Below are 20,748 nucleotides of genomic sequence, written 5' to 3' on the forward strand. Positions count from 1 at the left end.
GATGGCCAACGCCCCCGCCGCCGGTCACGCCCTCGACGTGCTCGGCCTCATCGCCCGGCACGGCGAGCCGGTGCCCGCGGCCGCCATCGCGCGCGACCTCGGGCTGCCCCGCTCGAGCGTCTACCACCTGCTCGCCGTCCTCGTCGAGCGCGGCTACGTGCGACACCTGCCGGAGGAGCGGCGCTACGGGCTCGGGCTGGCGTCCTACGAGCTGGGGTCGGCGTACCAGCGGCAGGCCCCCCTCGGCCGGATGGCGCGGGGGCCGATGGACCGCCTCGTCGACGGCTGCGGGCAGAACGCCCACCTCGCCGTGCTGCACGGCACAGACGTCCTGTACGTCGTCGAGCAGCGTTCTCCCGGAAGGCCGTTGCTGGTCACCGATGTCGGTGTTCGGCTGCCGGCACCGCTGACGGCCACGGGGCTGGCGATGCTCGCCGCCCTGCCGGCCGCGCAGGTGCGGGCCCTGTTCCCCGACCGGTCGGCGCTCGTCCTGCGCGACGGCCGCGGGCCCTCGTCGACGACGCAGCTGCGCTCGTGGCTCCAGGCGGTGCGGCAGCGCGGGTACGCCGTCGAGGACGGGCTCGTGACGCCGGGGCTCGGCTCGGTCGCGGTGGCGGTGCTCGACGCCAACGACTACCCGGTGGCCGCCGTGGCCGTCACCTACCCGCAGGCCGACGTCGACGACGAGGCCCGGTCGCGGCTGGTCCACGCGGTGCGGCAGACGGCCGCGACCGTCGCCTCCCGGGTCGGCCGCGCCCGCTGAGGGGGTCGTAGCCTTCGAGGATGCAGGCCATCACCATCCCCACGCCCGGAGGGCCGGAGGCCCTCGTCCTCGCCGACGTCGACGCGCCGGAGCCGCGAGCGGGCGAGGTGCTCGTCCGGGTGGCCGCGGCGGGGGTCAACCGGGCGGACTCGATGCAGCGCCAGGGCTTCTACCCGCCGCCTCCGGGTGAGTCGGAGGTGCCGGGGCTCGAGGTGAGCGGCGTCATCGAGGCGCTCGGCGAGGGGGTCGAGGCCTGGTCGGTCGGCGACGAGGTGTGCGCGCTGCTCGCCGGAGGCGGGTACGCCGAGCTCGTCCGGGTGCCGGTGGGGCAGCTGCTGCCCGTGCCGCGCGGGGTGTCCCTCGCCGACGCCGCCGCCCTGCCCGAGGTGGTGTGCACGGTGTGGTCCAACGTCTTCCTCACCGCGAACCTCCAGCCGGGCGAGGTGCTCCTCGTCCACGGCGGCTCGTCGGGCATCGGGACGATGGCCATCCAGCTCGCGAAGGCGGTCCGCGCGACGGTGGCGGTGACCGCCGGCTCGGCGGAGAAGCTGGAGGCCTGTCGCTCGCTCGGCGCCGAGGTGCTCGTCAACTACCGCGAGGAGGACTTCGTCGAGCGGGTGCGCGAGGCCACGGGCGGGCACGGCGCCGACGTCGTGCTCGACAACATGGGGGCGAAGTACCTCGGCCGCAACGTCGACGTGCTCGCCGTCAACGGGCGGCTCGTCGTCATCGGCATGCAGGGCGGGCGCGTCGGCGAGCTCGACCTCGGCGCGCTGCTGGCCAAGCGCGGGGCGGTCATCGCGACGTCGCTGCGGGCCCGGCCGGCCGCGGAGAAGGCGGCCATCGTCGCGGCCGTGCGGGAGCACGTGTGGCCGCTCGTCGAGGACGGCGTGGTGCGGCCGGTGGTGCACTCCCGGCACCCGCTGGCCGCCGCGGCCGACGCGCACCGCGAGCTCGAGGAGAGCGGGCACGTCGGCAAGATCCTGCTCACCCTCGGGTGAGCCCGGGGCCCGCGACGCCGGTCGACGCGCGCGGAGCGCCGTGCGGCGCGGTGGACGAGGGGCTGCGCCGTCGCCGTGCCGTGCGGTAGACATCGCGGATGAGCGTCGCCGCGACCGTCCTCACCGCCCTCGTCGGGCTGATCCACGTCTACATCGTCGTCCTCGAGATGGCCCTGTGGGACACCCCGCGCGGGCGGGCGACCTTCGGCACGACGCCGCAGCTCGCGAAGCAGACCACCGTGCTCGCGGCGAACCAGGGGTTGTACAACGGGTTCCTCGTGGCGGGCATCGCGCTCGCGCTGCTCGGGCCGGAGGAGCACCGGTACGCGTTCGCCCTCTTCACGCTCGGGTGCGTCGTCGTGGCCGGCGTGTTCGGGGCGGCGACGGCGAACCGGCGGATCCTGCTCGTGCAGGCGCTGCCGGCGGCGCTGGCGCTGGGGGCGCAGGTGCTCGCGCACTGACGCGCGGCGCGGCATCCCGGCCCTCGGGCCCCGGCGAGATGCGCGGCCACGGGTGCGAGCGCACGCGGAGCGGCGCATCCGGCACGGGGGGTCGGGCAGCACAGGGTGGTCTCCGACTGCTCTCGGTTGCTTCACATCCCGACCCAACCGAGAGCACTCGAGCACCCCACCGGAACGCCCGGCCCATGTGGTCTCCGACTGCTCTCGGTTGCTTCCCATCCCGACCCAACCGAGAGCACTCGACCGCACCACCACTGCGGCCGCCCGCCGTCCCTGCCCGCGGCGCCGGCACCCGAACGGCCGGAACCTTGCGCGACCTGCCGCTTGCAACCGGCAGGTCGCCGAAGGTTCCGGCATCCGGAGGGAAAGTTGAGACGGGCCCGGGCCGGCTCAGTTGACCTGGCGGTCGCGACCCTCCCAGTACGGCGCGCGCAGCTTGAACTTCTGGAGCTTGCCGGTGGCCGTCCGTGCCAGCTCGTCGCGGAACTCCACCGACGTCGGCGCCTTGTAGCCGGCCGCCTTCTCCTTGCACCAGGCGATGAGCTCGGCCTCGCCCACCGACTCCCCCGGCGCGAGCACCACCAGCGCCTTGATGGTCTCGCCCCACTTCTCGTCCGGCACCCCGATGACGGCCACCTCGGTGACCGCCGGGTGGCTGAAGATCACGTCCTCGACCTCGATCGACGACACGTTCTCGCCGCCGGTGATGATGACGTCCTTCTTCCGGTCCGAGATCGTCAGGTAGCCGTCGTCACCGATCGTCCCGCCGTCGCCGGTGTGGAACCAGCCGTCCTCGAGCGCGCGCTCGGACTCCTCCGGCTGCTCCCAGTACCCCTCGAGGACGACGTTCGAGCGGGCCAGCACCTCCGCGTCCGGCGACAGCGACAGCGTCACCCCGAGCGCCGGCGCCCCGGCCCGCACCAGCCGCTCGGCCCGCTCCTCGGTCGAGAGCTCGTCCCACTCGGCCCGGGTGCGGTTGATCGTCAGCAGCGGTGAGGTCTCGGTGAGCCCGTAGATCTGCATGAACTCCCACCCGAGCTCGGCCTCGACCCGCGCCACCGTCTTCGTCGGCGGCGGTGCCCCGGCGACGATGATGCGCACCCGGTCGCGCCCGGGGACCTCCCCGTCCCACGACTGCGCGGCCTCGAGCACGGCGTTGACGACCGCCGGCGCAGCACACATGAAGGTCACCCCGTGGTCGCGCACCCGCCGGAGGATCTCGGCACCGTCGACCTTGCGCAGCACCACCTGCTTCACGCCGAGCCCGGTGGTGGCGAAGGGCATCCCCCAGCCGTTGGCGTGGAACATCGGGAGCGTGTGCAGGTAGACGTCACGGTCGGAGACGCCGGCGTGCAGCGCGAAGGTCAGCGCGTTGGTCCAGATGTTGCGGTGCGTGATCTGCACGCCCTTGGGCCGGGCCGTCGTGCCGGAGGTGTAGTTGATGGTCGCCGTCGCGTTCTCGTCGCGCTCCCACGGCCGCGGCGTCGCCCCCTCCGGCGCGTAGAGCGACCCGTCGTCCCGGCCGAGCACGAAGCGGTGCTCGGCCGTGACCGACGACAGCGCCTCGTCGACCTCCGGGTCGACGAGCAGCACCCGCGCCCCCGAGTGCTCGACGATGTACCGCACCTCGTCGGGCCGCAGCCGGAAGTTGACGGGCACGTACACCCGCCCCGACCCGCACACCGCGAAGAACCCCACGAGCATCCGGGCCGCGTTGTGCGACACGATCGCCACCCGGTCCCCGACCTCGATGCCGAGCTCGTCGAGCGCCGCGGCCTGCCGCGCGGCGAGCGCCGCGATCTCGGCGTACGTGAGGTCGGGCAACGGGTCGGCCGGCTGGCTCGGCTCGTCGACGACGCCGGTGCGCTCGCCGTAGACGGCCGCCGCGCGGTCGATGAAGTCGTTCACGGTCATCGGGACGAGCATCGGGTCTCCCTCTTCGTCGACGGACCTACCGGGCCCATCCTGCGCCGCGCGGGCGCCCCTCCGCCACTGCCCGGTCGGCGAGAGGTCGTCGGGGCACCCCGGGCGGTCGCCCCCGTCGGCCCGGCGCGCTTGACCTCCCCCGGTGATACTCGGTATACATCTCTCGGTCAGCACGCAATACCGGGTATGCACCCCGGGGACGGAGGGGCGGGATGTCGGTCCGGCTCGGCCTCATGGCCCTGCTCGCCGAGGGCGACTCGTACGGCGCGCGGCTGCGCTCGGACTTCGAGGAGCGCACCGGCGGCACCTGGCCGCTCAACGTCGGGCAGGTGTACACGACCCTCGAGCGGCTGGTCCGCGACGGTCTCGTCGAGCAGGCCGGCGAGCCGGACGCCGAGGGCCGCATCGCCTACCGGCTCACCCCGGCGGGCCGGGCCGAGCTCGCCGGCTGGTGGACCACCCCGGTCGACCGCACGAGCACCCCGCGCGACGAGCTGACCATCAAGCTCGCCCTCGCGGTCACCGCACCGGGCGTCGACGTCGAGCGCGTCGTCCAGGCCCAGCGCACCTCGACCCTGCGCCAGCTGCGCGACCTCACCCGGCTCAAGCGGGACGCCCTCGACCGTGCGGAGGGGACGGCCGAGGGCACCCACGACACCGGGAACGGCCTCGCCTGGCTGCTCGTCCTCGAGAACCTCGTCTTCGCCGCGGAGGCTGAGGTCCGCTGGCTCGACCACGTCGAGTCGGTGCTGGCCCGCCACGCGCGCGAGCGCCGGACCCGCGAGGACCACGACACACCGGACGACGGCACCGCCGCCGATCCCGAGCACGACCACGCCGGCGCCGCGCCGGCCCACCGGGAGGGGACCCACGCATGAGCACGCCACACGTCGTCATCTCCGACGTCACCCGCGTCCACGGCCACGACGAGACCCGCGTCGTGGCCCTCGACCACGTCTCGCTCGAGATCCACCCCGGCGAGCTCGTCGCGGTCATGGGCCCGAGCGGCTCGGGCAAGTCGACCCTGCTCAACGTCGCGGGCGGCCTCGACGCCCCGACCTCGGGCACCGTGAGCATCGGCGGCGAGACCCTCGGCAGCCTCTCCCCCCGCGACCTCGCAAAGCTGCGCCGGCGCCGGATGGGCTTCGTCTTCCAGGACTACAACCTCATCCCCAGCCTCACCGCGGCCGAGAACGTCGCCCTGCCCCTCGAACTCGACGGGATGCGCGCCCGCCAGGCGCGGCGCGCGGCCCGACACACCCTCGACCTCATGGACCTCATGAGCCTGTCCGACCGCTACCCGGACCAGATGTCCGGTGGCCAGCAGCAGCGCGTCGCCATCGCCCGGGCGCTCGTCGGCAGCCGCCGGTTCGTCCTCGCCGACGAGCCGACCGGCGCCCTCGACAGCCACACCGGCGAGGAGGTGCTGCGCGTCCTGCGCGAGCGCTGCGACGACGGCGTCGCGGGCCTGCTCGTCACCCACGAGGCCCGGCACGCCGCGTGGGCCGACCGCGTCGTCTTCCTCCGCGACGGACGGGTCGTCGACACGACCGGCGCGGCCGACGACGCCGAGGACCTGCTCGCCTCGGGCGGCCCCCGGTGAGTACCGCCGCTCCGCCTCGGCCGGACCTCGACGTGCCGCCCGGCCCCGCGGACTCCCCTGTCGCAGAGCCGAGCCGGTTCGCCCAGTGGCGCTCGTCGTGGTCCGTGGCCCTGCGGATGGCCCGCCGCGACGTCCGCCGCCACAAAGGACGCAGCGCCCTCGTCGTCGTCATGGTGCTCCTGCCGACCCTCCTGCTCTCGGCCGTCGTCACCATCGCCTACACCTCCGACGTCAAGGGCGCCGAGAAGATCCCCATGACGATGGGCAGCGGCCAGGCCCTCCTCGAGGGGCCGGACGCCAGCGCCGCCGTCCAGGGCCCGGACCCGTACCAGGCCTTCGGCTACGTCAGCGACGACGGCGAGGGCGAGGTCCCGCCCGCCACGCCCGTGCCCGGGTACGACCCCGGCGGTGACCCGTTCGAGAACGCCGGCGCCGTGGCCCGGCTCGTGGGGGCCGACGTCGCGGCCCTCGACGAGTACGGGCTGCGCACGACCGTCGACGACCGGCGGGTCTCCCTCCAGGGCCTGGCGCTCGACGGCCGGACCGGGCTCGAGGGGAAGGTCGACCTGCTGTCCGGCCGGTGGCCGGCCACCCCGCCGAGCGACCCGGCCGCGACGGTCGAGGTCCTCCTCACGCCCTACGCGCTCTCGAAGGGGGTCCCCGGGTCGGGGACGTTCACCGGGACCGTCGACGGGACGACCCGGACCTTCGAGGTCGTCGGGACGGCCGGGGCCCGGCTCGACTACTCGCAGGCCGGTGTGGTCACCGCCGGTGAGCCGGTGGCCCGCGACGCCGGCAGCGGAGGCATCGGCCGCTGGATCGTCCTCGGCGACGACCCCGTCACGTGGGACGAGGTGCGAGAGCTCAACGGGTACGGCTTCCGCGTCACCTCGCGGGCGGTGCTCGAGGACCCGCCGAGCGTGGACCGGCTCGACCCCGACATCGCCGGCCAGCTCGCCGGCGACGACCGCTACACCTCGCTGCTCGTCGGGCTCGGGGCCGCGATGCTCCTCGTCGTGACGACGCTGCTCGTCGGCCCGGCCTTCGCGGTGAGCGCCGCCCGGCAGCGGCGCACCCTGGCCCTCGCCGCGAGCAACGGGGCGCACACCCCGATGCTGCGGCGCACGGTCCTCGGCCAGGCCCTCGTCCTCGGCGCCCTCTCGGCCGTGGCGGGCACCGTCCTCGGGGTGGGGGCGGCGTGGGCGGTCGTCGCCTGGACCCGCACCACCGACGACCTCACCCTCACCGGCCCGTTCGACGTCCGGCCGCTCGTGCTCGGGGCCGTCGCGCTGGCGGCGGTGGCGTCGACGGTGATCGCCGCGCTGGTCCCCGCCCGTCGCCTCGGCCGGCTGGACATCGTCGGGGTGATGCGCGGGCAGAGCGTCTCCCCACGCCCGAGCCGGCTGGTCCTCGCCGCGGGGCTCCTCCTGGCCGTCGTCGGCGCGGTGCTCACCCTGGCCGGGACCGGCGTCCTGGACTCCTCGGCCCTCGGACCGCTGCGGGGCTTCGTGGGGTACTCCTCGGAGTACCTCGTCACCATCGGGGCGGTCGTCCTCATCCTCGGCTCGCTGCTGCTCGTCCCGATGCTCCTCACCGCCGTCGGACGGCTCGGCAGCCACCTGCCCACCTCGCTGCGGATGTCCGCCCGCGACCTCGCCCGCCACCGCGCCCGCAGCGCCCCCTCGGTCGCCGCCGTGCTCGCCGCCGTCGCCGGCCTGACCTTCGGGCTCACCGGCCTGTCCAGTGACACCGAGCAGAATCGGCGCGAGTACGTGCCGAGCACCCTGCCCGGCGAGGCCGTCCTCTACGCCTTCGGCCCCGAGGCGGTCGACGACTCCGCGCTCGAGGCCGCCGCACCGGGGCTCGTGGTCGACCCCGTCACCATCCTCTCCGGCGACCCGTCGAACTACGCGTACGACTCGGCTCCGCAGGAGCCCTACCGCGTGCAGTTCCTCTCCCTCGTGCCCGACGGGTGCTCGGTGCAGCAGACCCTGGGCGGCGTCGCCGTCGAGGGGCAGTTCGTCGAGGAGTGCCTCGTCGCCGGGACGCAGGCCAACGGCTCCGGCATGGTCCTCGCGCTCCCCGCCGACCAGCTCCTCCGCCGGCTCGACCTCTCCGACGCCGACGCCGCCCGGGTCCGCGCCGGCGCGGTCGTCGTGCTCGGGGGCCGGGGCAGCACGGCCGAGGTCGCGAGCGGCTCCTACCGCGTCGACCCCACCGCGGAGCAGCCGGTCGCCCCCGACCTGAAGGTCGAGCGCGACGAGACCGTCCCGGCGCTCGCCCTCCCGCGGACGAAGGAGAACAGCGGGCGACTGCTCGGCGCGACCCTGGCCTTCGCCGCCGACAGCCCCGCCGTCGCTGGCCTCGACACGCGCGCGGGCAGCTGGACGGTGCGGATGGAGGACGGCAGCCCCGTCCCCGACGCCGCGCTCGAGCGGATCCAGCAGGCGCTCGGGGACGAGGGGAACATCCAGCGCGAGGACGGCTTCCAGCGTGACGACCGCCTCGTCGTCGGCATCCTCCTCGGGGTGTTCTCGCTGCTCATCCTCGTCGTCACGCTCACCTCGACCGCACTGACCCTCGCCGAGCAGCAGACCGACCAGGCCACCCTCGCCGCGCTGGGGGCGACGAGGGGGACCCGGCGGGTGATGGCGGCCGCGCAGGCCTTCGTCCTCGCCGCCGTCGGCTGCGTGCTCGGGGTGGCCGTCGGGCTCGTCCCCGGCATCGCCATCTCCAAGCCGCTGACGACGAACGGCTACGACCCCCTGACCTTCCGGTCGGTCGACACCCCGGGCGTCCTCGTCATCCCGTGGCTCGCCCTGCTGACCGTCGGGGTGCTCGTCCCGGTCGTCGCGGCGGCGCTCGCCGCGGCCGGCATCCGCAGGGCGCCCCAGGTCACCCGCCGGGCGACCTGAGGCGCGCGGGGCACCGGTCGCGAGCCGGTAGAATCGGCGCAGCACAGGGTCCTGGTGCGTCGTTGGAGGCGGGTTCGGCGCACGCCCGCTCCGCCCTACCCCTGCACGGGTCAGGGCGCAGGACCCCGAAGGCAGCACCCGTGTCACCCATCGCCAGCTACCGGCGCCTGTTCTCCCTCGCCGGCCCCCTCTACGTCCTCGTCGCGTTCGTCGGCCGCCTGCCCCTGGCGATGAGCCAGATGGGCACCCTCCTCCTCGTCTCCGGCACGACCGGTTCCTACGGCCTCGGCGGTGCCGCGGCCGGTGGTCTCGCCGTGGCCAACGCCGCCGGTGCACCCGTGGCGGGCGGCCTCGCCGACCGGATCGGGCAGCGGCCGGTCGTCCTCGCCCAGTCGCTCGCCGGCGGCGCCGGCCTGCTGCTCCTCGTCGGGCTCGCCCACGGCGGGGCGGCGCCGGCCCTCGTCGTCGCGTCCGCGGCCCTCGCCGGCCTCCTCATGCCGCAGGTCGGGCCGCTGGCCCGGGTGCGCTGGCGGCCGATGACCCGCCACCAGGGTGAGCACCAGCCGCGGCTCATGGAGACGGCGTTCTCGTACGAGGGTGCGGCCGACGAGGCCTCGTTCGTCATGGGTCCGGCGCTCATCGGGGTGCTGGCCGTCCTCGCCAGCCCGTCGGTGGCGCTCGTCGTCGCCGCCCTGCTGCTGCTCGGCTTCGGCACGGCGTTCGCGGTGCACCACACCGCCGCCCTCACCCACGCGCACCGTCCGGCCGCCGACCACACCGGGCGCCTCGTGACCGCGACCTTCGTCGTGCTCCTCGGCGCCCAGCTGCTCATGGGCGTGGTCTTCGGGTCGGTGCAGACGGGGACGACGGTGCTGACCACCCTCGCCGGCCGGCCCGGGCTCGCCGGACTCGTCCACGCGACCCTCGGCGTCGGGTCGGTCGTCGCCGGGCTCGCGGTCGCCGGGCTGCCGGCCCGGTTCACGGTGCCCTCGCGCGTCCTCGTCGCCGCCCTCGGGCTCGCCGTGCTCAGCACGCCGCTGCTCCTCACGGACACCGTGCCGCGGCTCTTCCTCGTCGTCCTCGTGCTCGGGTTCGTCATCGCGCCGTACATGATCAGCGTCTTCCGCCTCGGCGAGCGGGCCGTGCCGCCGGCCCGCATCGGCGCGGCGATGACCCTCCTCGCGTCGGTGACCGGCCTCGGCTACGCGGTCGGATCGGCGGTCGCCGGGCGCATCGCCGACGACCACGGCCACTCGGGCGCCTTCGCCGTCACCGTGACCGCCGCGTGCGCGGCGGCCGTGCTGGCCCTCGCGTCGCAGCCCCTGCTCCGTCGGGGCGCGCCCTCACCCGACGTCCCTGCGCTTCACCCCGGAACCGTTCCGGGGTGAAGCGCGGGCGTATCGGGTGACCCGATACCCGTGGGGCGCCGGCGGGGTCAGATGGGCGGCTCGACGGTCAGCAGGTCGCCCGGCTGGCAGCCGAGCACGTCGCAGACGGCCGTCAGGGTGCTGAACCGGATGGCCTTGGCCCGGTCGTTCTTGAGGACCGAGAGGTTGACGACGGTGACACCGACGGCCTCGGCGAGCGCCGCGAGGGTCATCCCGCGCTCCTCGAGCAGCCGGTCGAGGTGACAGACGACCCGGTGCGGCTCCTCGACGGGCATCAGACCAGCCCCTCGACGTCCTCGCGCAGCCGGCTGCCGGCCCGGAACGCCTCGGCGACGAGGGCGATGACCATGCCGGTGACGACGGGCAGCCACGGGAGCTCGAAGAGCGCTCCGGCCACGCCCTCCTCGAGGTCCAGGGACGTGACGAGCGAGAGGTCGACGCTGCTGCGCGCGAACCACACGACCGGTGCACCCACGGCGACCAGCAGGGCCAGGGCCCGGAGCCGGACGACGTTGCGCCAGCGGAACGGGTCGCCGCTGCCGACGTCGCGCAGGACCCCGAGGACGAGCCAGCAGCCCACGACGACGAGCACGGTGGCGAGGACACCCGGGGCGAGGTCGAGCAGCCGCTGCGCGGTGCTGGGGTTCGCGAGGGTGGCGTCGACCGCGCCGAGCTCGTCGTAGGCGACCCCCGCCCGGTCGAGGGCGGGAACGGCGAGCGGCCCGACGTAGCGCAGCGGCAGGCCGTCGCCGCCCGCCCAGCGCACGAGCGGCGCCACGACGGCGACCGCCGTCGTCACGGCGGCGACGAGGCCGAGCAGCAGGCCGAGGCCCCAGCGGTCGGCACGGTCGAAGGCCCAGAGGTCCTTGCGGGGACGGGGGGTGGTGCTCATCGGTCCGCTCCTGACATATCGATGGTCGATTTGTTATCGACAGACGATATGCATATCGAGAAACGATGTCAAGGTGCTCCGGCCGACCGGGCGCCGACCGTGGGGCAGGATGAGGGGATGAGCGAGCCGCAGCGTCCCGACCGCGACGACGACGAGCCGCGCGCCGTCCCCGCGACCGTCGTCGGCGACGAGGGCCGCATCGTCGTCGTCACCCCGGAGGGGATGGGCGTCGCCCCGCGCGAGCCCGAGGCCGAGCCGCGCGAGCAGCGCGAGGGTCCGACCAACCCGGCCGACCTCGTCGAGGAGCCGGCCAAGGTCATGCGCATCGGGTCGATGGTCAAGCAGCTCCTCGAGGAGGTGCGCAGCGCGCCGCTCGACGAGCGGGGCCGCGCGCGGCTGGCCGACATCCACGACCGCTCGATCGCCGAGCTCAAGGACGGCCTGGCCCCCGAGCTGGTCGCCGAGCTCGAGCGGATCGCGTTGCCGTTCAAGGACGAGCAGCCCTCCGACGCCGAGCTGCGCATCGCCCAGGCCCAGCTCGTCGGCTGGCTCGAGGGCCTCTTCCACGGCATCCAGACCGCGCTCGTCGCGCAGCAGATGGCCGCCCAGGCCCAGCTCCAGCAGATGCGGGCGCTGCCCCCGGGCATGACCCCCGGCCAGGGCCACCCGCCGGCCGGGCCGGGCGCGATGCCGATGCCCCAGCGCCCCACCGAGGGCGGCCACGCCGAGGGCACCGGCCAGTACCTCTAGGTCCGGGCTAGGCCGGATCCTCGCGGCGGGGCAGCGTCAGCGCGAGCGCCAGGCCCGGCACGGCCGCGAGGGCGATGACGCCGAGGGCCAGGCGCGGCGACCCGACGACGGGCTGCACCGCGAGCACCAGCAGCACACCCCCGAGGTTGCCGGCGAGGAGGAGGACGGCCGTCGCCGTCCCCGACCGTGCGACCCCGACGTGCGCCTCCGACCACTCGAGGGCCACCGGCAGGCCGGCGAGGAGGAGGAACCCGAGGACGGCGAGGAGCACCCCGGCGGCGACCGGGGTGTGCACGACGACGAGGGCCGCGAAGACGAGGCCGGTGCACGCCGTGGCCGCGACGAGCAGCCGCCGGCGGGCCCCGCGCGCGGCGACCGGCCCCGGGAGGACGGCCGCCCCGAGCACGCCGGCGAGGGTGGTCACGGCGATGAGCGGGCCGCCGGTGCCCGGGTGCCCGAGCGCCGCGAGGACGGGGTCGAGCCAGGTCGCCAGGGCGTTGAAGACCCCGACGCCGACGAAGAGGAGGCCGGCCAGCCGCCAGAGCAGGGGCTCGTGGCGCAGCCAGCGCAGGCCGTGGGCGTCCCGGTGGGCCACCGGCGCGAGGGCGGCCACGCGGAGCATGACGAGGACGCCGACCGCCGCCACGCCGGCGAGCACGGCGTGCACCCCGAGCAGCAGCGGGAGCCCGCCGACCGCGACGAGCGGTGCACCCCCGAGCGCCCCGCCGAGCACCCCGACGAACTGCGCGGCGCTGCCGACGGCGATGGCGACGGTGCGCTCACGCGGCGGGAAGGCCCGGACGGCGAGGGTCGTCGTCGCCGTGAGGACGAGCGGCTGGGCGACCGACGCGAGGAGCTGGCCGCCGAGCTGCCAGCCGTAGGACGAGGTGTCGACGAGCCGGACGAGGGCCCCGGCGACCGTGAGCAGCGCGCCGGCGGAGAGCGTCGGGTGCAGCGCGCGGTCGACGAACCGGCCTGCGGGGAGGGCCAGCACGACGAAGAGCAACGGGTTGACGACGGCGAGGTCACCGACCAGCCCCTCGGACACCCCGAGCGCCCGCGCCGACTCGCCGGTGACCGGTGCGAAGGTCAGCCAGAGCACCTGGGTCGTCGCGACGAGGAGGGAGAACGCACCGAGCAGCGCCCACCGCGACGCCGGCCGCGCGCCGGTCACGGCCGTGGGCGCGCTCACGCCACGGCCTCGCGCACGCCGTCCCGCTCGAGGGTGCGCAGCGGTGACAGCCAGCCGAAGACCGCGGCGAGGACCCCGACCGACACGACCGTGACGAGCGCGCCCCGCGTGCCGAGCAGCCCGGCCGCCGCGCCGGCGCCGAGCGCGCCGGTCGTCCAGCCGACCCCGAACGAGAGCATCCGCCCGGCCGTGTTGACCCGGCCGAGCAGGTGCTCCGGGGTCACCTGCTGGCGGTAGGTGATGGAGGTGAGGACGACCGACTGGTAGCTGACGCCCCACAGGGCCATCACCGTGACGGCGACGACCCAGCTCGAGGTCGTGACGACGACGAGCCCCGAGGCGGCCGACACCGGCAGCGCGAGCAGGGTGACCCGCGAGGTCGGCATCCGGCGGTGCAGGCGCGGCGTGACGAGGGCGGCGAGGATGCCGCCGACGCCCCAGGTGGCGAAGAGCAGGCCGAACCGCCAGCCGCTCGTGCCGACGCCGAGGATGCGGTCGGCGAACGGCACCGACAGGGCCATGAAGCCGGCGCCGGACAGCGACTGGAGGAAGCCGATGGCCGTCTGCGAGCGCACGCCGGCGTGGCCGACGAGGTAGCGCAGGCCGTCGCGCACCTCGCCGACGAGCGCGGCGGCACTGAGCGGCGGTAGGTCGCGGACCGCGTTGAGCCGCACCGTGATCCCGATGACGCAGGCCGCCGAGGCAGCGAAGCTCAGGGCGTCGACGCCGAGGAGCAGCGCGGGGTGCATCAGGGCCAGCAGGACGCCGGTGAGCATCGGCATCCCGAGGTCGAGCAGGGATCCGAACCCCCAGATCGCCGCGTTCGCCGCGCCGAGCCGCTCGCGCCCGACGATCGAGGGCAGGGCGCCGAAGGCCGCGCCGTCGAAGAACACGAACGAGGCCTGGGCGAGGAAGCCGGCGAGGAGCGCGTGGGCCACCGTGAGCACCCCGAGCTCGTGGGCGAGCGGGACCGACCCGATGGCCAGGGCGCTCACGAGGTCGGCGACGACCATGACGCGGCGCCGGTCGAGCCGGTCCGAGAGCGCTCCGGACACCAGCCCGAACAGCAGGTAGGGCAGCCCCTCGACGAGGGTGACGAGGGCGGTGAGCGACGGGCTCCCGCTCAGGCGGTAGACGAGGACGGGCAGCGCGACGGCGGTGACGAGCGTGCCGGCGATCGAGACCTGGCGGGCCAGCCAGAACCGGCGGAAGTCGCGGTCCGCGCGCAGCGGAGCCGGCGTCGTCGTCACGTCGACCGCCGGACCGTGACGACCACCGGCCGGCCGAGCACGTAGGCCCGTCCATCGGCCCGCCGCTCGATCCCGACGACGAGCGCCAGCTCGAGGAGCCCCTTCGCGACGAGGACCCCGACGGCGAGGGTCAGCTCGAGCCGGCTGCCCAGCCGGGTGAGGTCGCCGTCCTCCCGCTGCCCGACGAGGGGCAGGAAGAGGGCGGCGTAGGCGAGGGCCATCCGGGCGTAGGCGCGCACCCAGTCCCCGACCGAGAGCGGCGCGCGAGCCCGCAGGCGCCCGGCCATCGACCAGCCGGCGGCGAGGAAGCCGATCCCGCCGAGGAGGACGACGGTGAGGACCGGGCTGCGCAGCGGGGCGGTGGGCAGGACGGTGAACAGCCCGACGAGGAACGGCACGAGCGCGAACATCCCGTAGTGGAACCCGAAAAACGCCACCGCGAACCGGGAGCCGGTCGACGGCGCGAGGAGCCCGCGCAGGAGGGTCCACAGGTAGATCGTCACGACCTCGAGGGCCAGCCACAGCCAGACGTCGCCGTACCCGATGGCGCCGCTCAGCACCGCGAGCACCGGCGCCCCGTTGACCACGACGACCGTGGCCGCGAGCAGCTGACGGGCCCGCCGCGGCTCCATCCCCTCGGTGAGGCGCAGCACGAGCCGGAGGCCGAGCACGCGGCCCAGCCCGGACAGGAGGACGTTCACCGCACGTCCCCCGCCGTCGGGGGCACGCGCTGGGCGCGGGTCGTCGACGGCACCCGCGGAGCCTAACCCGCAGCGGGACGGACCTTCCGCCGTTCGCACCCGTCGGATAGGAAGGGGACGTGCCCGACACCACCGCCCCTGCCGCTCCGGCCGGTTCAGACGCCCCGATGCGGGCCGTCGTCTACGACGCGCCCCGCTCGCTCGGCGTGCGGGAGGTGCCGCGGCCGGTCGCCGCTCCGGGCGAGGTCGTCGTCGACGTCGACCTCGCCGGGGTGTGCGGCACCGACCTGCACCTCCACGAGGGCGGGTTCTTCGCCTCGTTCCCGCTGACGCCGGGACACGAGTCCACCGGCACGGTGCGTTCGGTGGGAGCCGGTGTGGCACACCTGCGTCCGGGCCAGCGCGTCGTCGTCGACAACGCCTCGGCGTGCGGCCGGTGCCCGGAGTGCTCGCGCGGCGACCACCTCTTCTGCGAGCAGTTCCTCTCGCTCGGGGTCAACGCGCCCGGAGGGTTCGCCGAGTCGCTGCTCAGCCCGGCGCACAAGGTCTACCCCGCCGACGACCTCCCGCCCGAGGTGGCCGTGCTCGCCGAGCCGCTGGCCTGCGCGGTGCACGGGATGGACGCGCTCGGGCTGCGACCCGGTGCCGACGTCCTCGTCGTCGGGGCGGGGACCACCGGCCTGCTGCTCGCCCAGCTGCTCCTGCACGGCGGCGCGGGGCGCGTCACCGTGGCGGCGCCCACGCCGTTCAAGCTCGAGCTGGCCGAGGCGTACGGCGTCGACCGCGTCGTCCGGGTCACGCGGGATGCGGCCGAGACCGCACGCACCCTCGCGGCCCTGCAGCCGGGCGGGTTCGACGTCACCGTCGACGTCACCGGGGTCGCCCCCGTCGTCGCCACCCTCCCGGACCTCACGGCGACCAACGGCACGGTGTTCGTCTACGGGATGTGCGACGAGGACGCCCGCATCCCGCTCTCCCCGTACGACGTCTTCCGTCGCCAGCTGACGGTCAAGGGCTCCTTCGCGCAGGTCGACTGCATGGACCGCTCGCTCGCCCTGCTGCGCTCGGGGCGGGTGCGCACCGAGGGCCTGGTCACCCACCGGTTCGGCCTCGACGAGTACCCGCTCGCCCTCGAGACGCTCCGCTCCGACCCGACGAGCCTCAAGGTGCTCGTCGAGCCGGGTCGCTGACGGCCGGCGTCAGAGGGCGGCGGCCAGCGCCCGGCCGGCGGTGCGCCCGCTGAAGAGGCAGCCGCCGACGAACGTGCCCTCGAGCGCCCGGTAGCCGTGCACCCCGCCGCCGCCGAAGCCCGACACCTCACCGGCCGCGTAGAGCCCGGGGACCGGCGTGCCGACGGCGTCGAGCACGCGGCCGGACAGGTCGGTGTGCAGCCCGCCGAGGGTCTTGCGCGACAGCACCCGCAGCCGGACGGCGACGAGCGGGCCGTGCTTCGGGTCGAGGATGCGGTGCAGGGGGAAGGCGCGCTTGGTGAGCCGGTCGCCCCGGTACCGCCGCGCGACCCGGATGGCCGCCACCTGGGCGTCCTTGGTGAAGGCGTTGTCGACCTGCCGGTCGCGCTCGACGAGCTGGCGCTCGAGGTGTGCGGGGTCGATCGGGGTGGCGGGCTCGAGGGCGTTCATCCGGGCGACGAGCTCGCCGAGGGTGTCGGCGGTGAGCCAGTCCTCGCCGTGGTCGAGGAAGGCCTGCACGGCCGGCGGAACCTCCGTGACCGGTCGCTTCAGCACGTCGCGGTACCGGCGCTCGGTGAGGTCGAGGTTCTGCTCCGACCCCGACAGCGCGAACTCCTTGCCGACGAGCGAGCGGTTGAGGACGAACCAGGAGTGGTCGAACCCGGTGTGCCGCAGGTGGTCGAGCGTGCCGAGGGTGTCGAAGCCGGGGAGGTACGGGCTCGGCAGCCGGTTGCCCCGCGCGTCGAACCACATCGCGCTCGGCCCCGGGAGGATGCGGATGGCGTGCCCCGGCCAGACGGGGTCCCAGTTGCGGACGCCCTCGACGTAGTGCCACATCCGGTCGCGGTTGACGACGGTACCGCCGACCGCCTCGGCGATCGCCAGCATCCGGCCGTCGACGTACGCCGGGACGCCGGTGAGCAGGTCGTCCGGCGCCGCCCCGAGGCGTTCCGGCCAGTTCGCCCGCACGAGCTCGTGGTTGCCGCCGATGCCCCCCGAGGCGACGACGACGGCCTGCGCCCCGTACTCGAACTCGCCGACGACCTCGCGGCTGCTGGCGACGCCGCGGGGCGAGTCATCCTCCGCGAGAACCGAACCGCGCACGCCCGCGACGACTCCGCTGGACATGACGATCGCGTCGACCCGGTGCCGTCCGCGGTAGAACACCCGTCCGCCGGCGAGGTGCTCGCGCAGCCGCCGCTCGAACGGGGCGACGACGCCCATGCCCGTGCCCCAGGGGATGTGGAAGCGGGGCACGGAGTTGCCGTGCCCACCGCTCGTGCCGTCGCCTCGCTCGGCCCACCCGACGACCGGGAAGAACGAGATGCCCTGCGCCCGAAGCCAGTCGCGCTTCTCGCCGGCCGCCCACTCGACGTACGAACGCGCCCACTCGCGGCCCCAGTGGTCCGGGCCCGGGCCGCCGTCCTCGGACGTCAGCCGGTCCCACCCGGCCGAGCCCTGCCAGTCCTGCCACGCCAGCTCGGCGGAGTCCTTGATGCCCATCCGCCGCTGCTCGGGGGTGTCGACGAGGAACAGCCCGCCGAAGCTCCACCACGCCTGACCGCCGAGGTTGGCCTCGGACTCCTGGTCGAGCAGCACCACGGAACGGCCCGCGTCGGCGAGCTCGCACGCGGCGACGAGACCGGCGAGCCCGGCTCCCACGACGACGACGTCGGCATCCACGGGGTGACCCTATGCGTCCGACCCCAGGACGCGACAGGCCCCGTCCACGGCGTCGACCCGCAGCGTCGTGAGGTCGCAGGTCACGAGGTCGGCCACCGGCTCGAGCTCGTCGGGCGGGGTCGTCGTCGTCACGGCGACGAGCCCACCGCATCCCGCCGCACGGGCCGCGCGCAGCCCCGCGACCGCGTCCTCGACGACGAGGCAGTCGGCGGGCTCGACCCCGAGCCGCTCGGCGCCCAGCAGCCACGGGTCGGGGAACGGCTTGCCGCGCACCACGTCCGACGCCGTGACGACGACGCCGGGGCGCGGGAGCCGGGTGGCCGTGAGCCGGGCCTCCGCGAGGTCGTCGGTGCTGCTCGTGACGATGGCGGTGGGGACCCCGGCCGCGTCGAGCGCCCGGAGCAGCTCGAGGGCACCGGGCAGCACCGCGAGGCCCTCGACGTCACCGCTCTCGATCTCGCGGATGCGCGCGAAGGCCTCGACCCGGACCTCCTCCGGCAGCAGCCCGGCGATGAGGTTCTCCGCCGTCACCCCGTGCGAGCCGACGAGCCGCCGCGGGTCGACGCCGTACTCCTCGCACCACCGCAGCCACGAGCGCTCGACGATGGCGATGGAGTCGAGGAGCGTGCCGTCCATGTCGAGCAGGACGGCGTCGAAGGAGCGCCGGAGCGCGTCGGGGAGCGGCTCGGGCTGCGACATGCCGCCACCCTAGGCGCCCGGTGCGCGCGGGCGACCGCGGGACCCCGAGGAGCCGACCTAGGGTGGAGGACATGGCGCGCCCCGACGGACACCTCCGCACCGCCGTCGCCAGCGCGACGGTCGCGGTGGTCGCGCTCGTCGGCGGGTGGACGTGGGCCGCCGACCTCGTGGGTGACGGGTTCGACCCGACCTCCGAGACGATCAGCGCCCTCGCCTCGCTCGAGACGCCCCACCGCTGGGTGATGACCTCCGCGCTCGTGGTCACCGGCCTGGCCCACCTCGTCACCGCGTGGGCCCTCGGCTCGGCGCGGGTCGTCGGTCGCGCCCTGCTGGCCGCGGGCGGCGTCACCACCGTGCTCGTCGCCCTCTTCCCCCTCCCCTCGCGCACCGAGTCCTCGGCGGTGCACACCGTCGTCGCGTCGGCGTCGTTCCTGTTCCTCGCGCTCTGGCCGGCCCTCGCCGCCCGTCGCGACGCCCCACCGGTCCTCGCACCGCGCGTCGCCCGGCCCGCGGGAGCGGTGCTCCTCGTGGCGGTCGCCTCGTTGGCGCTCGGCGCCGGCACCGACGCCTTCGGCATGCACGAACGGGTCGTCGCGGCCCTCACGGTCCTCTGGCCGCTCGCCACGGCGACGGGGGTGTGGTGGTCGGCCGGGCACCGCATCGGCTCGCACCGGCTGCGCCACGCGCTCGGCGTCGTCCTCCTGACCGGCGCCGGCGTGGCGACCGGGCTCGGGGCCACCTCGCTCGCCCCGGCGACCGCCGAGACGCGCAACTACCAGGCGACCGTGTGGCTCACGGGCGACCCGCGCAGCGCCGGCGACCTCGTGGCGCAGACGACCTTCGGGGACGTCCGGCTCGGCTTCACCGGGGTGGCGCCGGGGGTGCGCGTCGTCCCGCAGGTCCGCGCGAACATCACCGACACCCTCTCGCGCCCCGGGATCAGCCTCGCCAGCCTGCGCCCCGGCCCCCAGGAGCTCGACACCGCGATCCGGGGGGCGGCGGTCGACGTCCTCGGGCGCTTCACGCTCGGGGCCCTGCTCCCCGGGCTGGTGGTGCTCGCCACCTGGTCGCTCGCCCGTCGCCGGCGCCCGCCACGGGCCCTCGTCGGCGCCGCCGTCGCCGCGTGGGCGGTCTCGACCCTCGGCACGGGCGCGGCCCTGTACACGACCTACCAGCCGAGCCGGCAGGGGACCTTCCAGGCCACCGAGGTGCTCGGCACCCTCCAGCGCAACCAGGGCCTGCTCGGTGACGTCGAGACCCGCGCGGCCCAGGTGACGCCGTACCTGCGCAACCTCCTCGCGCTCTCGACCGCCCTGCAGCAGAAGTACGCCGCGGGTTCCCTCGAGGCCGACCCGGCGCTGCGCGTGCTCTTCGTCAGCGACGTCCACGGGGGCAACCAGTACGCCCTGATGCGCACCATCGTCGAGGAGGAGAGCATCGACGTCGTCGTCGACAGCGGGGACCTCGTGAACTTCGGCACCGTCACCGAGGGCGAGGCGGCCGGCATCTTCGACGGCATCGAGTCGGTCGGCGTCCCGTACCTCTTCGTCCGCGGCAACCACGACGCGACGAGCGCCACCGACACCGCGGTGCTCGACCGGATGGCCCGGATCCCGAACGTCACCCTGCTGCAGCCCGCGGAGGGTGGCTACCGGGAGGTGACGGTCGGCGGCGTGACGATCGCCGGCTTCAACGACCCGCGGTGGTTCGGCGACTCGGGCACGGGGTCGCGGATCAAGCAGCTGCCGGCCCGGGCGGCGTTCGAGGCGGCCTACGCCGACCGGCCGGCCCCCGACGTGGTCGTCGGCCACGAGCCGTGGGCGGTCCAGGGCCTCCCCGGCGGCGTCCTGCTCAACGGCCACATGCACTCCGCCGACCTCGAGGGCAACCGCATCCAGGTCGGCACGTTCACCGGTGGCGGCCCGTTCAGCCACTTCCTCGCCGACGAGGGCGGGGAAGAGCTCGTGGGCCAGCCGTCGTCGTTCGACGTCCTGACCTTCGGCACCGACTGCCGGCTGTCCTCGCTGACCCGCTACCGCTTCCGCGACGTCATCGAGGGGCGCCCCGCGTACGACGACGTGTCCCTGACCAACGGCGACCGCATCGACACCCGGGCGGCCGACCCCGCCCGCACGTGCTCGGCGGGCGCCGCCCTCACCGTCGACACCGTCCCCGCCGCTCCCGTCGCGGGGAGCGCCACCGAGGCTCCCTGACGCCCGTCCGGACCTCGCCCCGGGGGTCCGTGACAAAGTTCCGCCGAGAGCAGAATCTCGGTAAAGATTCCTCCAGCCGGTCCCCGCCGCGAGGTATGGGGTTCCGCCCGGACCTCCCGGA

Annotated in this window: 18 protein-coding genes; 10 read left to right on the forward strand and 8 right to left on the reverse strand. The window is 75.1% G+C overall.

Features of this window, described 5'->3' with window-relative positions; genetic code table 11:
- The first annotated feature begins 1 nt into the window (after position 1).
- The 3 genes from JQN70_RS15755 (at position 2) to JQN70_RS15765 (ending at position 2,225) form a co-directional block, all read left to right on the forward strand.
- Entirely contained in the window at positions 2 to 763 is a 762-nt protein-coding gene (locus JQN70_RS15755; RefSeq protein WP_204132313.1) for an IclR family transcriptional regulator, read from the forward strand.
- A 20-nt stretch (positions 764 to 783) separates the two neighbouring features.
- Positions 784 to 1,764 (forward strand): NAD(P)H-quinone oxidoreductase, encoded by a 981-nt coding sequence (locus JQN70_RS15760; RefSeq protein ID WP_204132314.1) that lies wholly within the window; start codon positions 784 to 786, stop codon positions 1,762 to 1,764.
- A gap of 98 nt (positions 1,765 to 1,862) precedes the next feature.
- Complete coding sequence (locus JQN70_RS15765) at positions 1,863 to 2,225, forward strand: DUF1304 domain-containing protein (RefSeq protein WP_204132315.1); 363 nt, start codon at positions 1,863 to 1,865, stop codon at positions 2,223 to 2,225.
- A 390-nt stretch (positions 2,226 to 2,615) separates the two neighbouring features.
- Here the strand turns inward: JQN70_RS15765 and JQN70_RS15770 are convergent, their stop codons facing one another.
- A complete protein-coding gene (locus JQN70_RS15770) occupies positions 2,616 to 4,139 on the reverse strand; it encodes an AMP-binding protein (protein ID WP_239111692.1) in 1,524 nt (507 codons plus the stop codon).
- Positions 4,140 to 4,363: 224 nt separating this feature from the next.
- Here JQN70_RS15770 and JQN70_RS15775 point away from each other — a divergent pair, with 224 nt between their 5' ends.
- The 4 genes from JQN70_RS15775 (at position 4,364) to JQN70_RS15790 (ending at position 10,057) form a co-directional block, all read left to right on the forward strand.
- On the forward strand, positions 4,364 to 5,029 hold the full coding sequence (locus JQN70_RS15775; RefSeq protein ID WP_204132317.1) for a PadR family transcriptional regulator: 666 nt from the start codon (positions 4,364 to 4,366) through the stop codon (positions 5,027 to 5,029).
- Complete coding sequence (locus JQN70_RS15780) at positions 5,026 to 5,754, forward strand: ABC transporter ATP-binding protein (protein ID WP_204132318.1); 729 nt, start codon at positions 5,026 to 5,028, stop codon at positions 5,752 to 5,754. The genes JQN70_RS15775 and JQN70_RS15780 overlap by 4 nt, the downstream gene beginning before the upstream one ends.
- 32 nt (positions 5,755 to 5,786) lie before the next feature.
- Positions 5,787 to 8,669, forward strand: coding sequence for an ABC transporter permease (locus tag JQN70_RS15785; RefSeq protein WP_204132319.1), 2,883 nt, complete (start codon positions 5,787 to 5,789; stop codon positions 8,667 to 8,669).
- Positions 8,670 to 8,809: 140 nt separating this feature from the next.
- Positions 8,810 to 10,057 (forward strand): MFS transporter, encoded by a 1,248-nt coding sequence (locus JQN70_RS15790; RefSeq protein ID WP_204132320.1) that lies wholly within the window; start codon positions 8,810 to 8,812, stop codon positions 10,055 to 10,057.
- Positions 10,058 to 10,104: 47 nt separating this feature from the next.
- Here JQN70_RS15790 and JQN70_RS15795 read toward each other — a convergent pair whose 3' ends face one another.
- Together JQN70_RS15795 and JQN70_RS15800 are read right to left on the reverse strand one after the other, a co-directional pair.
- Entirely contained in the window at positions 10,105 to 10,332 is a 228-nt protein-coding gene (locus tag JQN70_RS15795) for a helix-turn-helix domain-containing protein (RefSeq protein WP_204132321.1), read from the reverse strand.
- Positions 10,332 to 10,949, reverse strand: coding sequence for a DUF2975 domain-containing protein (locus JQN70_RS15800; RefSeq protein ID WP_204132322.1), 618 nt, complete (start codon positions 10,947 to 10,949; stop codon positions 10,332 to 10,334). The genes JQN70_RS15795 and JQN70_RS15800 overlap by 1 nt, the downstream gene beginning before the upstream one ends.
- 117 nt (positions 10,950 to 11,066) lie before the next feature.
- Here JQN70_RS15800 and JQN70_RS15805 point away from each other — a divergent pair, with 117 nt between their 5' ends.
- Positions 11,067 to 11,699 (forward strand): proteasome activator, encoded by a 633-nt coding sequence (locus JQN70_RS15805; protein ID WP_304622405.1) that lies wholly within the window; start codon positions 11,067 to 11,069, stop codon positions 11,697 to 11,699.
- 7 nt (positions 11,700 to 11,706) lie between these two features.
- On the opposite strand, the gene JQN70_RS15810 is transcribed toward JQN70_RS15805, so the two are convergent.
- The 3 genes from JQN70_RS15810 to JQN70_RS21060 are packed head-to-tail and all read right to left on the reverse strand — an operon-like array spanning position 11,707 to position 14,842.
- On the reverse strand, positions 11,707 to 12,891 hold the full coding sequence (locus tag JQN70_RS15810; RefSeq protein ID WP_204132323.1) for an MFS transporter: 1,185 nt from the start codon (positions 12,889 to 12,891) through the stop codon (positions 11,707 to 11,709).
- Positions 12,888 to 14,141, reverse strand: a complete 1,254-nt coding sequence (locus tag JQN70_RS15815) for an MFS transporter (RefSeq protein WP_204132324.1) — start codon at positions 14,139 to 14,141, stop codon at positions 12,888 to 12,890. The genes JQN70_RS15810 and JQN70_RS15815 overlap by 4 nt, the downstream gene beginning before the upstream one ends.
- Complete coding sequence (locus JQN70_RS21060) at positions 14,138 to 14,842, reverse strand: DUF6498-containing protein (protein WP_204132325.1); 705 nt, start codon at positions 14,840 to 14,842, stop codon at positions 14,138 to 14,140. The genes JQN70_RS15815 and JQN70_RS21060 overlap by 4 nt, the downstream gene beginning before the upstream one ends.
- Positions 14,843 to 14,961: 119 nt before the next feature.
- Between JQN70_RS21060 and JQN70_RS15825 the strand changes: the two genes are divergently transcribed.
- The gene (locus JQN70_RS15825) at positions 14,962 to 16,032 is read left to right on the forward strand and encodes a zinc-dependent alcohol dehydrogenase family protein (RefSeq protein ID WP_204132326.1); all 1,071 of its coding nucleotides are present in this window, start codon (positions 14,962 to 14,964) and stop codon (positions 16,030 to 16,032) included.
- A gap of 9 nt (positions 16,033 to 16,041) precedes the next feature.
- Here JQN70_RS15825 and JQN70_RS15830 read toward each other — a convergent pair whose 3' ends face one another.
- Both JQN70_RS15830 and JQN70_RS15835 read right to left on the reverse strand, forming a co-directional pair.
- A complete protein-coding gene (locus JQN70_RS15830) occupies positions 16,042 to 17,715 on the reverse strand; it encodes an FAD-binding dehydrogenase (RefSeq protein ID WP_204132327.1) in 1,674 nt (557 codons plus the stop codon).
- 9 nt (positions 17,716 to 17,724) lie between these two features.
- Complete coding sequence (locus JQN70_RS15835) at positions 17,725 to 18,414, reverse strand: HAD-IA family hydrolase (protein ID WP_204132328.1); 690 nt, start codon at positions 18,412 to 18,414, stop codon at positions 17,725 to 17,727.
- A gap of 71 nt (positions 18,415 to 18,485) precedes the next feature.
- Between JQN70_RS15835 and JQN70_RS15840 the strand changes: the two genes are divergently transcribed.
- On the forward strand, positions 18,486 to 20,627 hold the full coding sequence (locus JQN70_RS15840) for a DUF998 domain-containing protein (protein ID WP_204132329.1): 2,142 nt from the start codon (positions 18,486 to 18,488) through the stop codon (positions 20,625 to 20,627).
- The last annotated feature ends 121 nt before the right edge of the window (positions 20,628 to 20,748 follow it).

It is taken from the genome of Phycicoccus sonneratiae (assembly GCF_016887965.1).
In the GTDB taxonomy this organism is placed as follows: Bacteria; Actinomycetota; Actinomycetes; order Actinomycetales; family Dermatophilaceae; genus Phycicoccus; species Phycicoccus sonneratiae.